Annotated in this window: 15 protein-coding genes and 1 tRNA gene; 8 read left to right on the top strand and 8 right to left on the bottom strand. The window is 39.0% G+C overall.

The genetic code is table 11. The features are described from left to right. Together HN459_02965 and HN459_02960 are read right to left on the bottom strand one after the other, a co-directional pair. Window positions 1-2729: glycosyl hydrolase (locus HN459_02965; GenBank protein ID MBT3478401.1), on the bottom strand; the 2729-nt coding region annotated here is incomplete at its 3' end. Window positions 2730-2873: 144 nt separating this feature from the next. Beyond that, window positions 2874-2947: transfer RNA gene (locus HN459_02960), tRNA-Arg, on the bottom strand. Window positions 2948-3137: 190 nt separating this feature from the next. On the opposite strand from HN459_02960, the gene HN459_02955 reads away from it, so the two are divergent. The 6 genes from HN459_02955 (at window position 3138) to HN459_02930 (ending at window position 7326) form a co-directional block, all read left to right on the top strand. After that, window positions 3138-3365 carry a hypothetical protein gene (locus tag HN459_02955; protein ID MBT3478400.1) on the top strand — a complete coding sequence of 76 codons (228 nt, stop codon included), beginning with the start codon at window positions 3138-3140 and terminating at the stop codon, window positions 3363-3365. Window positions 3366-3427: 62 nt separating this feature from the next. After that, window positions 3428-3805: a hypothetical protein gene (locus tag HN459_02950; protein MBT3478399.1), complete on the top strand. Its 378-nt coding sequence runs from the start codon at window positions 3428-3430 to the stop codon at window positions 3803-3805. Beyond that, window positions 3775-4887, top strand: coding sequence for a hypothetical protein (locus HN459_02945; GenBank protein MBT3478398.1), 1113 nt, complete (start codon window positions 3775-3777; stop codon window positions 4885-4887). The genes HN459_02950 and HN459_02945 overlap by 31 nt, the downstream gene beginning before the upstream one ends. Window positions 4888-4897: 10 nt before the next feature. After that, a complete protein-coding gene (locus HN459_02940; GenBank protein MBT3478397.1) occupies window positions 4898-5236 on the top strand; it encodes a c-type cytochrome in 339 nt (112 codons plus the stop codon). 56 nt (window positions 5237-5292) lie between these two features. Then, a complete protein-coding gene (locus tag HN459_02935) occupies window positions 5293-6030 on the top strand; it encodes a hypothetical protein (protein ID MBT3478396.1) in 738 nt (245 codons plus the stop codon). Window positions 6031-6042: 12 nt separating this feature from the next. Next, the gene (locus HN459_02930; GenBank protein MBT3478395.1) at window positions 6043-7326 is read left to right on the top strand and encodes a BamA/TamA family outer membrane protein; all 1284 of its coding nucleotides are present in this window, start codon (window positions 6043-6045) and stop codon (window positions 7324-7326) included. Between the two features lie 10 nt (window positions 7327-7336). On the opposite strand, the gene plsY is transcribed toward HN459_02930, so the two are convergent. The 4 genes from plsY to HN459_02910 are packed head-to-tail and all read right to left on the bottom strand — an operon-like array spanning window position 7337 to window position 10085. After that, a complete protein-coding gene (gene plsY / locus HN459_02925; protein ID MBT3478394.1) occupies window positions 7337-7996 on the bottom strand; it encodes a glycerol-3-phosphate 1-O-acyltransferase PlsY in 660 nt (219 codons plus the stop codon). Beyond that, window positions 7993-8595, bottom strand: a complete 603-nt coding sequence (locus tag HN459_02920; protein MBT3478393.1) for a DUF502 domain-containing protein — start codon at window positions 8593-8595, stop codon at window positions 7993-7995. Before HN459_02920 ends, plsY begins: the two co-directional genes overlap by 4 nt. A gap of 40 nt (window positions 8596-8635) precedes the next feature. Continuing rightward, window positions 8636-9130 carry a methylated-DNA--[protein]-cysteine S-methyltransferase gene (locus tag HN459_02915; GenBank protein ID MBT3478392.1) on the bottom strand — a complete coding sequence of 165 codons (495 nt, stop codon included), beginning with the start codon at window positions 9128-9130 and terminating at the stop codon, window positions 8636-8638. A 28-nt stretch (window positions 9131-9158) separates the two neighbouring features. Next, on the bottom strand, window positions 9159-10085 hold the full coding sequence (locus HN459_02910) for a DMT family transporter (GenBank protein MBT3478391.1): 927 nt from the start codon (window positions 10083-10085) through the stop codon (window positions 9159-9161). A 148-nt stretch (window positions 10086-10233) separates the two neighbouring features. Here HN459_02910 and HN459_02905 point away from each other — a divergent pair, with 148 nt between their 5' ends. Further along, window positions 10234-11004, top strand: a complete 771-nt coding sequence (locus tag HN459_02905; GenBank protein ID MBT3478390.1) for an ATP-binding cassette domain-containing protein — start codon at window positions 10234-10236, stop codon at window positions 11002-11004. Between the two features lie 2 nt (window positions 11005-11006). Continuing rightward, window positions 11007-12197 (top strand): ABC transporter permease, encoded by a 1191-nt coding sequence (locus tag HN459_02900; GenBank protein ID MBT3478389.1) that lies wholly within the window; start codon window positions 11007-11009, stop codon window positions 12195-12197. A 161-nt stretch (window positions 12198-12358) separates the two neighbouring features. Here the strand turns inward: HN459_02900 and secF are convergent, their stop codons facing one another. Together secF and secD are read right to left on the bottom strand one after the other, a co-directional pair. Then, window positions 12359-13288 carry a protein translocase subunit SecF gene (gene secF / locus HN459_02895; protein ID MBT3478388.1) on the bottom strand — a complete coding sequence of 310 codons (930 nt, stop codon included), beginning with the start codon at window positions 13286-13288 and terminating at the stop codon, window positions 12359-12361. Continuing rightward, window positions 13285-15186: a protein translocase subunit SecD gene (gene secD, locus HN459_02890; GenBank protein ID MBT3478387.1), complete on the bottom strand. Its 1902-nt coding sequence runs from the start codon at window positions 15184-15186 to the stop codon at window positions 13285-13287. Before secD ends, secF begins: the two co-directional genes overlap by 4 nt. Window positions 15187-15866 lie beyond the last annotated feature (680 nt).

Genomic DNA, 15866 nt, shown 5'->3' with positions numbered 1-15866 from the left:
GTTTCTCGCAATGTCATGAGGAATTTGAATTGAGATTTTATATCCTTTATTGTTCCCGTTGTATTGGGATCTTTCAAAACTTTAAATGATTGAGTAAACTCAGTTCCATCAACATTGAGGATGGCCTTGTAATTCCCCGGCACTGCTTTGGGGCCCAGCTTCCCACTATTTACATCAATATCCCAAGTGCGAAGTGGGCGCCACCCATCTTTGTTATATGTGACCCAATCGACGCCGCGAGGATTCACCTTGAGTTTTGCCGTTTTCGTTTTTTCATAACGCAAGTCCCACATGATACGATTAACCCCTTGGGTGGTTTTACGCTGTGTGAGTTTTCTAATTTCATTTCCATTCTGGTCATGTATTGCAATGGATATATCTTTCGCATTCGTATCCGGAAGGAAGAAATCCAAGTTGGCCCCATAAGCGGGATTCTGCCCACGGATGAGGCTGGCACCATCATTTTTTATGCTTTGGATAGTCTGGAATCGATAGGCATCCTGAACTGGCATAAAATTTACATTTTCTTTATTGGCGTTCGCCAATTCTCTAAATGGACTAATATCATCGAGGATATAAAATCCTCTACCGTAAGTACCGATAACCATATCATCAAACCGCTCTTGGAGGCTGATCCAATAAACCGGCGCCGGCGGAAGGTTGTTTTTAATGCGAGTCCAATTATCACCATCATCTACAGAAACGTAAACACCATTGTCTGTCCCTGAATAAAGAACACCGGGCGTTTGATAATCTTCTCGAACCACGTGGACAAAACTGGAATAGGATTTTGGAATATCACCATTAATACGGGTCCATGATTGTCCGAAATCTTCTGTCTTATATATATAAGGGTCGAAATCACCCATTTGATGGAAGTCCACAGAAATGTACGCGGTCCCCTTATTAAATCGGGATGCTTCAATATTGGAGATGGTTCCCCAAGGTGGCATATTAATATTTTCCGTAAGATTCTTCCAACTGCGTCCGCCATTTTTCGTGAGATGAACCTGTCCATCGTTAGATCCAACCCATATCAATCCTTGTTTGAGTGGTGATTCAGTAATGGCAAAAAGGACGGACCCGTCAAATGTCATAAGGTTATCAATAGCGATGCCGCCTGAACTTTGTTGATGACTTTTCAAATTAAGTGTTAAGTCGGGAGAAATGATTTCCCAACTTTGGCCAAGATCGGTGGAACGATGAACAAATTGACTCCCAACATAAACGGCATGTTTTTTATGTTCAGAAATGTGAATTGGGAAAGTCCAATGCCACCTGTATTTCATATCTTTCGGTGCAACCCCATAGCCCGTTTCGGGCCAAACGCGTACGTTTCGGGCGTGGCCGGTTTTCACATTATAAACTTCCAGTCCGCCGTCATAACAACCGGACCAGATAATATTATTATCATTAGGGTCGGGGATACCAAACCCTGATTCGCACCCACCGAACGCCCGCCAATGGCCAAGATTTATACCCCATTCACGACTGTTACTGGGACCACGATAGGAATAGCCATCCTGGCGGTTTCCATAAACATTGTAAGGGATTTGATCGTCCACATGGGCGTGGTACATCTGGGCGATAGGTAGGACAATACGCTTATAGGTTTTGCCATCATTGGTGATAGAGGCACAACCGTCATGTGCTACCATAATGCGGTCGCCATCCTCCGGGTCAATCCAAATATCGTGGTTATCACCACCGGCAGCATAGCCAGATTTGATAGTTTTTCCTCCATCGTCAGAAGTGCTAAACTGTACATTTAATACATAAATTTTTTCAGGATTGTCCGGGGCCACTGCCATGCGCATATAATATGGTGCCCGTTCAGCTAGGGTGTGATTCCGCGTTACAAGATGCCAAGACTTGCCACCATCATCCGTTCGGTATAAACCGGGGTGTGATTCTTCGCATAATGCATACATGATGTTGGGATTGCTCTGGGCAATGGCAATAGCCACTTTCCCAACCGGTTTTCCTTTTCCGCCAGGAAGTCCATTTTTGTCCTGTCGTTCCCAGGAATCGCCCCCATCACGAGTAATGAAAACACCGCCAGACTCGCCACCACTATTGAGTCCCCATGAATTAATGTTGATTTCCCACATGGCAGCGAGTAAAAAATTGGGATTATTCCGATCTATTGCAATGTCGATACCACCTGTATTCTCATCAACGAAGAGGACTTGCTTCCAAGATTCTCCGCCATCGGTTGTGCGGTAAATACCCCGTTCTTTTTGAGGTCCGTAAGTATGACCTAAAGCTGCCGCATAAATAATATTTTCATTTTCAGGATGGATGACAACGCGAGCGATACGTGCTGTTTTTTCCAATCCCATATTGGTCCATGTATCACCACCATCAATGGATTTATAAATTCCATCCCCAATTGCATGGGCAGGGCGAATGACAAAAGTTTCACCGGTACCAGCCCAGACGATGTTGGGATTCTTTTGTGAGACTGCCAGGGCACTGACAGATGACACATCCTGGTCATCGAATATGGGTTCCCAGGAGATGCCATTATTTTTTGTACGAAAGAGGCCACCAGAAGCAGCGCCTACGTAATATGTATTATGGTCTGAAGAAACGCCTGTCACAGCAATAGCGCGGTTTCCGTCAGGACCGATAAAACGGAATTTCAGATTTTTAAATTGGTCAGCGTTTACGCCATTCGCAAATACGATTGAACATAGAACATTTAATGAAAGTAAGTATTTCCTCATTTGAACCTCAATATGAAATGAAAGGATTGGAAATATACGAAGAAGGGAGGATCTTCTATTTGGTCAATTTAGTCTTTTATTTTTAAAATAAAAACCCCCGTCTATCTACGTTTCACTACGAAAGATAAACACGGGGGTTTTTAGTACCCCGGACAGGATTCGAACCTGTGACCTACGCATTAGAAGTGCGTTGCTCTATCCAGCTGAGCTACCGGGGCAAATGGCGCTAAAATTAGCGGCGAGAAGTTAAGGGATTGGAGGGTGACAGAATAAGTCAAAAATAGGCCATTTATTCTCCTCGGAGGCTCCTCGAGAAAATTCTTGCTTTTTATAGACGAGTACTCGTACACTTACCGACGATAACTGACATGTAGTAAAAACAACAACATACTAAAGGAGGTCATTCTTATGGCTGAAGTAGTAAAATCAACTGGAGTTTCGAAAGAATCCGGTTACCTGTATTACCTTGGAAAAGATGGTAATGTATGGCGTTCAAAGATGGCCCGTGCCGGTAAAGGTGGCGGGAATGCAGAAAAAGTAGCCGATGCTGGTGTTCAGCGTGAATCTGGTTACCTTTACTTCATTGATAAAAATGGTCATGTCTCTCGTGCCCCAATGGCAAGAGGACGGAAATAACCGTTTAATTCCTCGACAAAAAAGCCTCGTAGCATTACGGGGCTTTTTTGTTTCTACTCGAAATGAAAAAAATATTCCCCATTCTTTTTATAGGTTTAATCGCCTGTAGTGATTTTGGAAATAATCCTAAGGAGGACGAAGAACTTCCAGAAGATGTCAGTTTTAATGATGATATTCAACCACTCTTTAATGCCAGTTGTATAAATTGCCACGGTAATCAAGGTAAACTATCTGTTCGTAATTACACAAACTTAATGAAGGCAGGCAGTAATAATAGTCCTGTTGTGATTCCAAAAAACAGTGGAGAAAGTTTAATAATCAAAAAATTGCAAGGAATAGCATTTGGTGATCGCATGCCCCCTGAGCCCGCAAGCAAATGGAGTGATTCAAAAATCGAATTGGTAAAAAAGTGGATAGACCAAGGTGCTCTGAACAATTGATTATTCGATATTTTAACCGATTCCTCCTTTATATATTTCTTTTTTCTACTATTCTCTGGGCCGTCCCTCGTTATGCATTGGAAAGTGGTTCATCTTGTATTCTTTGTCACTTTGATCCAACGGGTGGGGGACTGCGGAATGATTATGGGATCGCTTATGGCCTAGATGATTTAGCACGTAAAATTCCTGATAAAATTTCAGGTTATACCGGAATTATCCTAAAGCATTTTCAATTTGGCGGTGATGTGCGAATCCAATCTGTCTCCAAAAATAATGGTGATTTACCCGATGGCCTTGCCATTTTTCCGATGCAAGCTAACATTCAAATAAAAACTGAAGTGGGTAAGGTAATTGCATTAGCCCAATTAGCAACCCTTCAATCAGATTTGGCTTTTCAATTCCGATTAAATGGATTTAACGGATATCTAAAAGCTGGACTTGGGAAACCGACATTTGGATTGAAATTGGCTGACCATACAGTCTTCACGCGAGGTGGAAATATTAAACTAGTGAATGGTAATAATCGGGAGGGAATGCCCTTTATTCCTACACTTAAAAATGCACCCCTTTTAGAATTAGGTCAATACAGGGGAGACACTCATTATTCATTCGGATTGGCAAAAGGCTATTTAAATGATAAGTCCCAGTCTTCTTTTATTCGTTTAGAGCATTTCATCTCAAATGGGTCATGGAATAAAATGATAGGGATTTCTTATTTAAAAGAATCCATTGCCGAAAAAGGATTGCAAATGTTTAACGTGTATGGCGGCATTGCCCGCGGAGATATATCTTGGATAGGAGAAGTAACTATTGCTGAAAACTTGGTGTCAGGTCGATCCATTGCCAGCTATAGTGAATTGACATGGAAAGTTAAACGAGGATGGAATATATCGGGGCGAATTGATTTTTTTGACGAAAGTATAAAATATACAAAAGATGCAATTCGTCGTACCACTTTTGGATTGAATTATGTACCTTTACCCTTTGTAGATATCAAATTTCAAATCCGATCATCCCATTTATCCGCTGGTAAATCACCGAGAGGAGTTGAAGTTTTATCCCAATTACACTTGTGGTTTTAGGAGAAGACTTATGAAAAGGTATATTATTATTGCGCTTATAAGCGGATTTCTGTTTGCACAGAAATCTGAATTGAAAAATGTGAAGGTGTTACATTATAAAACTAAACGTGAATTAGTAAAATTTATGAAATCTGTTGTAGCACCCGAATTGGGTGTTAAGTGTAATTTCTGCCATAATTTGACTGATTATTCCAGCGATGAAAAGGATCATAAAAAAGTCGCTCGTCAAATGATGGCAATGGTTCAACAATCCAATAAAACAATGAATGATCTTAATTTTCATGAAATTTCCTGTTGGGTGTGCCATCGGGGAAATGAACATCCACAACATCCACCCAAGAAAAAATAGAACATTTTATGAAGCATGCTTATAAATTAATTTTCCTAACTTTGAGTGTTCCCCTCATGAGTTGTGCCTTAAGCAAATCACCGGAACCTGAAGTATTTATAATTCCCAAAAAAAATATAACAGAAAAATCTTCCCAGAATAATGAAGAAGCTAAGAAGACATCTAGTAAACCGTCTCCTCGGCAGCGTTCTACTCGCTCATCATTCCAAGTCCAAACACTTCCGGAAGGCTGGACTGTGGATCGACATCTTGTGGCGAAATGGGGTATGAGTATGCCCACTGTTATGTCTAATGTGATAGACTCAGCTCAAACGGTAGAATATTGGGAAGAGGTTATTGATTTGCCAACAGGGTATAAACTACCCCTAAAACGTTCCAAAGTTTTATTTCAGATTATAACTCGTTTAACCATTGAAACAGTGGAACTTCATTTTATTAACGTGGATTATATTTACAGTTCAAACAACCATGAACCATCTCATTTTATATTGAATGGGGTATTACGAACTATTGAGTTGAAGCCCACCGGGTTCCCGCAACTTATTGCTGACGATGTGATCAAATATAAATTTCTTATGGAATATGGTACACCTCGGGAATTTGCTGATGGTTTTCATAAATATGAAAATAACCAAACAGTTTTAAAGGTGCGTGAGTTGGATAAAAGTCACGTTCAAATTCAAATGAATAGCACAGTTGTTGATCAAAAACTGAGAACAGCCATTGATGATATGTATTCAGAAGAAGGAATCGAATATCAAAAGAAACTTCTTTTGCGTAGCATCGATATTTAAATAAAACTTTTTATGAAATTGCGGGGATTTCTTTTTCTTTTACCCATCCTTGGTTTTTGCCAGGAACTGATTGTCTCCGAGATAATCTATAGAGGTAATTCGTTCACCAAGGATTATATCATTTCTCGAGAGATTCAACATCCTCTGGATGTTCCGTTGGATAGTACTGTTGCAATTGCGGACAGAAATAGACTGCTAAATTTGGGGATTTTTGCCGACGTAAATTGGCGCGCCATTCCTTTAGATAATAAAAATGTTCGCTTGGAATATGAGATTCTCGAGAATAATAAATTCTATGGAGGTAGGTTTATTGGAGGACCTGTTCCTAGTTATGAAGAAAAAACGGGATGGTCCTATGGCGGCGGCGGAATGTTTAAAAATTTTCGTGGCCGAAATGAAATGCTGGGAATGGGACTCATGCTTGGCGGAAGAACCACATTTGGCGTTTCCTATTTAAACCCATGGATTACGGGGGATCACGTCTCCCTAAAAGCCGATATTGCAAAGGTAATGTTTAGGCACCCTTTTCTCCCATATGATGTCGATCTCAAAACAATTGAATTCAATATGGGGCGATTTTTTGGTTATGAAAAAAAAGCATCTCTTGGTTTTGAAATTGAAGCAATGGATTTTAAGAATGATTCAATAAAATTCAGTTATCAATATTTTGCCCCTATGGGGTCTTTCCATTATGATACCAGGGACCTTTATGCCAATCCAACCAAAGGTGTTTTATTTAAGCAGGCATTTGTAAGCCGTTTTGATCTGAATGGGGAAATTGAAAATAATTTTATTTGGTTCCAGTCCTATAGTTTTTATAAACGCTTAAGTCATATTGAAGATGCTAAACCATGGATCCTTGCTTGGGGCATTAAAGCCCAAATAAATTATGGAACTAAGGATCAGAACTTTTTAACATCTATGGGTAATTCTGGTTCTGTTCGTGGATGGCAGTATCCAAACTATACCAACTACAATGATTCCGAACAAGAATACCGATTTGGATTTCACAATTTGAAAACGGCAATCGAATTGAGAAAAGTGATTATACCTCGTTTACCTCTGGCAAATTTATATGAATTTGGTTTGACAGTAGGCGCATTTATTGATTTGGGGGTAACAACAAAAAATGATTTTAAGAATTTATTGAACCTTAAACCCATTTCAGGCTCTGGTATTACTTTCCAGTTTCAAGCACCATTTGTTGAAATATTACGGATAGATTATGGGTGGGGTTTTTATAACGGTAAACAGGTAGATCGAGGACTTCATATTGCCACTCAGCATCAGATTTAATCTATAATAATTATTTTTTTCTGAAGATCATCGCTTTAACAAATTGATTCTCTTCACCACTGCGCAACCGTTGAATATTGCTACGGTGTGTATAAATAATAAAAAAGGGAATCAAGAGGCTGAATACTATCAGGGATAAGGGCGCCGGTTCTGCACCGAAGAATGGTGGTAATATCAATAAAAATATTGGTAATGATGACGCTGCCAATATAGATGCCAGAGATACATATCCTGTGAAGATGATCGTTAAGACTGCAATAGTCAGGCAAAAAGGAAAAGCAGTAGGGAATAAGGCCAAAAGCATTCCGCCTAAAGTACCCACGCCTTTGCCTCCTTTGAATCCGGCAAAAATGGTATAGGTATGACCTAATACGGCAGAGAATCCGCAGAGAATTTGAACTACCCCAAGGTCAGGAATTACTTGAGCGCTAAAAAATACTGGCGCTAAAACAGCAGCGGGAAACCATCCTTTAAATATATCAATACTAATCACCACCAATGCCGGTTTCCACCCTAGGACCCGAAAGGCATTTGTGGCACCAGCATTACCACTACCATGTTCTCGAAGGTCAATACCTTTTATGAGTTGCCCCATTATTATGCTTGTTGGGGTAGAGCCTGCTAGGAAACTCGTAAAAAGGAGCAGGACTAAGTAGGTGAATTCACTCATGGCCTATTTGGTAATCGGTCGCTTAGGGATTTTCCAGGATCGAGGATGCCGCCGGAAATAATAGCTTTCAGTCCATTTTCAACTGAAATATCAGGATGTACCACATCTTTTTTAGGTACTACAATAAATACTCCGGATGTGGGGTTAGGTGTTGTTGGAACAAATACATGATAAAATTCTTCGCCACTGTCATTTTTGGACTGATTGGTTACGAAACACATGGTCCATAATCCCTCACGGGGATATTGAATAAAAATGACTTGTTGAAAAGATTTTACTGTCGACCCAGAAAAGGCGGAAGTAATCTGCTTAATGGTATTATAGATTGTATTTACAATGGGAAGTTTAGCCAGGATTCGTTCGCCCCAATTAAAAAGTGTTTTACCCAAGACATTTGTCACAAATAAACCTAGAGTAAAAATAAAGACTACTGTTAAAATTATACCTAGTCCTGGAATCTCGACACCAAAACGCCTCAAGAAAGGCGATGCCAAACCATCGGTAAAGGAAAATAAAAATTTAAGGATCCAGAAAGTAACCGCAATGGGTACAATGGCCAAAAGGCCAGCAAAAATTCGTCGTTTAATTGATTGCCACATATTGATTTAAATTTATTTTATGAAAAATTAAGGTGGAAAGTTAAAGGGCACCTTCCAAGTTCAGAAGGTAATTTTTCATTTTCAATCCACCGCCATAACCGCCGAGTCCTCCACTTGTTGCTAATACTCGGTGACAAGGAATAACAATCGGAATGGGATTATTGGCGTTAGCTGACCCTGCAGCGCGGACAGCTTTAATATTGCCGGCATGCGCCGCCACATCTTTATAAGAGATTGTTTTGCCATAAGGTATCATTTCAACAACATTTAATGCTTTCTGATGAAAGGGTGGCATAACTAAATCCAGCTCAATATTAAAAACCTGTCTTTCTCCGGAAAAATATTCGTTTAACTGTTTAACTGTTTTAGATAGAGATGTGTCATTCCGTACAATTATTTCGTCTGGAAATTTCTTTTTAATTATGGATTCAAATTGAGAAATTTGATATTCGAAAAGGATATGAGTGATTCCTTTATTAGACTTGGAAATCAATAATTTTCCGATTGGAGAATCGGTAATGGTGTATTGAATCATGTTGGAATTTACAGCAAAAATAAATAAATCAGTCTTCAGTTACCGATAATAACCCCGGTTCTGAAATAATCTCCCTAACTCTTGTTTGATAATTAATAAGGAAACCGCCCAATATGATTAAACTGGCTCCGATTATTATAACCATTGGAAGCTCTTCGCCAAGAAAAATCCATCCCATGGCAATGGCAATCACTGGGGGAAAGAAAGCCACATAACTGATTTGACTGACACGCATATGGTTGAAAAGCCAAATGTAGATTCCCCACGTTACTACTGTACCCGGGACTGTCAGATAAATTAATGCAAACAGATTCTTACTATCCATGGGCATGGATTGACCTTGCTCTAGAATAAAAGAAATAAGCATCATAATAATTCCGGATGTAGTCATTCCTACAGCATTGAGATGGAAAGTGTTTATTTTTGTATGGTGCATTTTTAAATAGATGTTGGGCCATGCCGCCAAAACAATAGAGATTAAAATAGCAATAATTCCATAAACAACATTTCCCATCCCCAATGATTCGCCTTTATAAAGAATCAAAATTGTACCAATGAATCCCACAACCATACTTAAGGTTTTTCTAAAATTAAGTTTATCATCCGGTAAATAGAAATGGGCCATCCCTGCCACACATAATGGGAATAAACTCCAAAGGATCGATCCTAAATTAGAATACACATATCTCATGGCCCAATAGGTTAGGAAATAACAAAGGGTGAAATTTAGGAATGTATATAAGAAGTAAACCTTTTTGATCTCGGATGTAAACTTTATCCGTTCATTTTTAATAAAGTAAAAGACCCAAAAGATCATTCCGGCAAAAATAAAGCGTAATGCGAGGCCCCAGAATAACGGTGTTTCCTGAAGACTGATTTTCAAAAAGTACCAAGTCGTTCCCCAACAGGAAATCATTAATGCATAAAGTATATAAATCTTTAATTTCATATTCATGAATATATATTAATAGCAGATTGATTTAATCAATAAATAATGTAAAGATCAACTTTTCACTTATTGTCTTGGCTCTTCAGTCTATTATAATTAATCTCCCTATCTTCCTATCTTCCTATCTTCCTATCTATTAATCCTAAGGAATAAAATGATTAATGTAAAAAACCTTGTAAAAGATTTTTCCCTCAGTCGAAAACAGCGTAGAGAACTGGGTGACGAATATAAAGATTCCAAAACACTGCGTGCTGTGGATGACATCAGTTTTGAATGTCAGCCGGGGCGAATTTTCGGAATGCTTGGCCCCAACGGCGCTGGCAAAACAACCACCCTGCGGATGATAGCAACAATGCTAAAACCAACAACTGGAACCATTTCAGTTTCGAGTTTCAATTCTGTTTCTGATGGTCAGAGAGTTCGGGAGCAGATTGGTTTTATGACTGGACAAACAGCCCTTTATGACCGCCTGACACCAACAGAAATGGTGAAATATATTGCTGATCTTCACGGCATGGATAAGGCAATCTTTCATAAACGAAAAGATCGCATTTTTGACATTTTGGATATGCACAGTTTTGCGGATCGCAGAATTTCTCGCTTGAGTACCGGAATGAAACAAAAAACATCTATTGCGCGAACCATAATTCACGATCCGCCTGTAATGGTATTTGATGAGCCTACTTCCGGTTTAGATGTAATGACATCACGGGCTATAATGGATTTGATTCGTTCCTGTCGAGAAGAAGGGAAAACAGTAATTTTTTCTACCCATCGTATGGGGGAAGTAAACCAGGTTTGTGATGATATTGCCATTATATATAAAGGCAGATTCTTTTATAACGATACTTTAGACAAATTTAAATCTGAAATGACACAGCCAACTTTTGAAGATGAATTCATCTATAGAGTAGGGGAGGCCTAAAAATGAAATTCCTCACTATTGCTAAAAAAGAAGTAATCGACATAACTCGGGATAGACGGACCATCATGATGATGGTTGTTGTTCCGCTTTTACTCATACCGGTTCTTTTAGGTACCGTATTTAAAATCACCAAGTCAATGGCAGAAAAGGCTGGTGAGAAACAATTAAAAGTTCAAATCTATGGTCAGGAATATGCACCGGATTTGTATCAGGCATTTGCCGATATGGATAAAGTTATCATTCTAGATCAAATTCCAAAGGATAGTATTCAGTCATATATACAACAGGAATTCCTTGATGTGGCGATTCATGTTGATCCCGCTTATAAAGAGACTATCGCCAAAAATGGTCAAGCCAAAATCAGAATTCAATTTAAGGGTACCGATTCTTTTGGGGTGACTAAAACCAGGATTAAGGGTGTCTTGAATAAATTTGAAGATCGTATTGTGGCTGAGCGAATGGATCGTCTCAACCTTAAACCAGAAGTAGTCAGAGCCTACGCGATTAATTATGAAGATGTTGCTTCGAGACAGGAAAAATTTGGTAAGATCGCAGGTGGATGGTTTCCATATGTATTTATAATTTTTGGATTTATGGGTGCCATGTATCCTGCTCTTGATTTAGGCGCTGGAGAAAAAGAAAGGGGTACCTTAGAAACCATTCTTTCCTCGCCGGCAAGTCGACTGGATGTTGTTTTGGGAAAATTCCTAGTAGTACTGTTAGCTGCATGTTTAACAGCATTTCTTGCATTAGGTGGAATGGCCGTGGGGATTCAACGTATTCCTGATATTCCGCCCGAGATATTAATGGTGATCAATGAGGTTCTTAATCCAAAAACGATTGGGTTAATCATGACATTGGTATTACCGGTGGCTGCTTTTTTCAGCGCCATGTTGTTGGGGCTTTCAATCTATGCGAGATCATTCAAAGAAGCCCAAAGCATTGTAGCTCCATTAAATATTGTCATTATTTTTCCGGCGGTTATTGGCACATTGCCGGGGATGGAACTCAATTCAGTGACGGCATTAATACCAGTTTTAAATGTATCACTTGCTTCAAAGGATATTATTGCAGGTGTGATTAATCCGCTCTATATGGCAGAAGTATACTTGTCCTTATTTGGTTTTGCAGGATTGGCCATTTTCTGGTGTGTGAAAATGTTTAATTGGGAAAAGACAATATTTAGAAATTAAAAAACATGTGAGTGTGGATTGCAACGGAGAGATTACATATCGTTGCAGAATAATAATTTAGAAATGATTTGATCAATTTTTCATTTCAATTCATCTGACAGAAATAAAAAAGCCCCCCGCAGAATGCGAGGGGCTTTTTTTATAATATATTAAAACTGAAATTATTTCGTAGCGTTCTCATGCAGATGAACCACTATGGGGCTGGCAATAAAAATCGAAGAATAAGTTCCAACGATAACACCAATGATCATAGCTAATGCAAAATTGTGAATTACTTCACCACCGAATAACCAAAGCACGAACACAACCATAAAGGTAGTTAATGAGGTGATAATGGTTCTAGATAGTGAATCGTTAATGCTTTGGTTGACAATTAAATTATATGTTTCCTTCTTTGAAGCTTTCACGTTTTCCCTGATTCGATCAAAAATAACAATCGTATCATTGAGAGAATAACCCACAATGGTTAAGAATGCTGCAATAATCGGCAGGCTGATCTCGTATCCCATAAGCGAAAATATTCCCAATGTTATGAGAACATCATGAGCTAAGGCAGCGATTGCACCTAAAGCAAATCGAAATTCAAACCGAATGGAAATATAAAGCAGGATTAATCCTAAAGCAGAAATGATAGCCATGATGGCCTTTCCACTTAGTTCAGATCCGATTTTTGGTCCCACTGTACCTTTACCTAGAATGAAATCTGTTTTGTTTTCAGGCACCTTTCCCGGGAATGCATTATATAGGTGGTCCACAATTTTTTGGGCAAAATTATTTGGCGCATTCTCAATGTGTGGTACACGAACTGAGATTGCGGCCGAGCCTCCAAAGTGTTTGATCTCTTCACGGCTGAAATCGAAGGATTGTCCATCAATATTCACATTTCCCATAGCTGTTCGAACTACGGTTACATCCATGGCTTCTGTATACTGCACGGAGACCATGGTACCACCCTTAAAGTCGATACTTAGTTTTGGTCCGCCATTCACCGCCAGAGAAATCACCCCGGCAATAATTAAGAATGCGGATAAAAGTGTAGTCAGCTTTTGCTGACTCATAAAATTAATTTTCGTGTCTTTAATAATTCTCATATGCTCAACTTGGTTAAGCCTTTGCGGCTGGTAAAAGAGTTAAAAATTGTGCGAGTTACAAAAATGGCTGTGAACATAGAGATGAGGATACCCCAGAATAGTACTGTGGCAAATCCACGAATGGGGCCTGAACCGAATTGCATCAATACCAATGCAGCAATAACTGTAGTAACATTGGCATCAATAATGGTCGTAAGTGCGCGACTATATCCGCCATCAACTGCAGCTCTTGGTGTTTTTCCTTTTTGTAATTCTTCTCTGATACGTTCAAAAATAATTACATTGGCATCGATTGACATACCTACGGTTAGAATCAATCCTGCAATACCAGGGAGTGTTAATGTTGCCCCCAAGGAAGCTAACACAGCCAGTACGAGGATAATATTCCATATTAGTGCAAAGTTTGCTATCAATCCAGACATCTTGTAATACACCATCATAAATAACAATACAAGTGCGAGCCCAATCAGGACAGATTGTGTGCCGCGGCGAATTGAGTCAGCGCCCAATGAAGGACCTACGACCCGTTCTTCAATTATGTCTACAGGCGCAGGTAATGCACCGGCACGAAGTACAATAGCGATATCTTTTGCTTCATTAATATTGGCGAAACCTTCGATAAGAGTACCGCCTCCGGAAATTTTTTCCTTAATATTAGGTGCCATGTGTACTTTTTTATCCAGAACAAGCGCAACTTTGCGGCCCACATTGGAACCGGTTACGATGGACCATTTTCGGGCACCATCTGTATTCATAGATAAGTTCACAATGGGCTGTCCAGCAGAACTAGATCCCTGTTGACCTAAGTTTGCTTTTGCTTCATCCACAACACCGCCGGTGAGTTCTGCTTCATCCTCAACGAGGTATAAGCTATACATACTTTCAACGGTTCCATCAACGAGTGGATATTCTTCTGCTTTATGGCTAAATAAAAATATACCGCCAACTGCCGCAAGTTTTTCCTGCACTTCTGGTCGTTCTAATATTTTTTTAACAGCATAAACATTTTTCTCAGGGACGCCAATTGACTGTCCCAGATTTCTAAGTAGAGTAGAAAAAGGACGATCAGCAAATTGTGCTTCTTCAATTGCATTTGCATCGGATTCAGATTCGGAATTTTCTGTTTCTCCAAAAAGGTCACTTACAGATACTGTCTCATCATCGCTTTTTTCTGGTTCATCTATTTTTTCCGGTGAAGCAGTTTTGGTGATGGCGGCAATGGATTCATCGCCTTTAAGCGCTTGATCGATTTTAACCATAATCTCATTTGTTATAGTTACATCTTTCACAAGGTAAAATTCAAGAAGAGCAGTGCTTTCTAGTAAAGTGCGGGCTCTTTCAGAATCTTGAACACCGGCCAATTCTACAATAATTCTTTGGTTACCTTGTTTTTGGATTGTTGGCTCAGCAACACCGAATTGGTCAATTCTATTTTGTAAAATTTCCAAAACACGGTTGATGGCATCTTCCGCTTCTTCTCCTAGAGCAGTGAGAATTGCGCTATTGCTTGAACCGTAATCATAATAATAACGGGACAGCTTAAGATTGTTTTCTTTTGTTACGGATGTGAACAAAGTGAAAAAATCAGCTTCTGGCGATTGGATTAGTTTATCTTGAACAGAAGCAATGACAAGGTTGAATTTACTATCCTTGTTTTCTGCAAGGTTCTCTAGCAAGATGGGTAGGTTTACCTCTAGGACAATATACATACCGCCTTTTAAGTCCAGACCCTGCTTGATAGTGCGTGACTCTATCTGTACGAGTTTTCCTTCTTGGCGCAGTGATTCCTTTTCGGTGTCAGATAAATTCTGATATTGAAAGGTTGGCCATATGGCCCAGGTGGCCCAGATGAGTACAAGGCCGATGATTAAAAATCTTGGTGTCAGTTTACTATTCATTAAGTTTTATTATTATTCGGTTAAAAAAGCCGAGGAATATAACCCCTGTTTCGGAGGGGAGCAAGAGCGATGGGAGTAACATTATATTATTTTTAACAATAACTCGATTTTTTCGAATATTCGAAAAATCACGTTTACCATTCAATTAATTTTGGAAGAGGCTGTCTCTTGTTTAGCTTTTGGAAGAATAACAATTTGGAATTTATTTAAAAATAGATTTTCTAAATGATATAGAACCCTTTTTTAGTGATTAGGTGCCAAAGTTTGGTGAAAAAATAAAAGTGAGAAGATTTTCGAATGAAATTGAAAAATGGAAAATAGATTTATCGGGAATCTTAATAAACAATCAGATAAACAGATAAAAAAATAAATATCAAGAGACTAACGCAAAAAGAAATAAAATCACTCAAGTCTTTAAGTAAAAAGGAGCTGTCCAGTCATTTGAAACAGATCAAGAGAGAAAGGTCCCTACATTTAATCGTTCGCTTAATGGAACGAGTAAATTCATTAGATTAAAATTAAACTGTTATCATTTTTATCAGTTATGTCCTTAATTTTCTGTACTTTTAAAAAAGGGGTCACAGTTTTTTCTTAAATTTGTTTTGACAAGAATCAAATAAAAGGAGAAAAGCCATGACCCAAAGAAAAGATACAAACAAAAAGCTAAATGATTCAGACTT

The sequence above is a fragment of the Candidatus Neomarinimicrobiota bacterium genome, assembly GCA_018647265.1.
Classification (GTDB): domain Bacteria; phylum Fidelibacterota; class Marinisomatia; order Marinisomatales; family TCS55; genus TCS55.
This window is presented reverse-complemented; position numbering and strand designations above follow the sequence as displayed.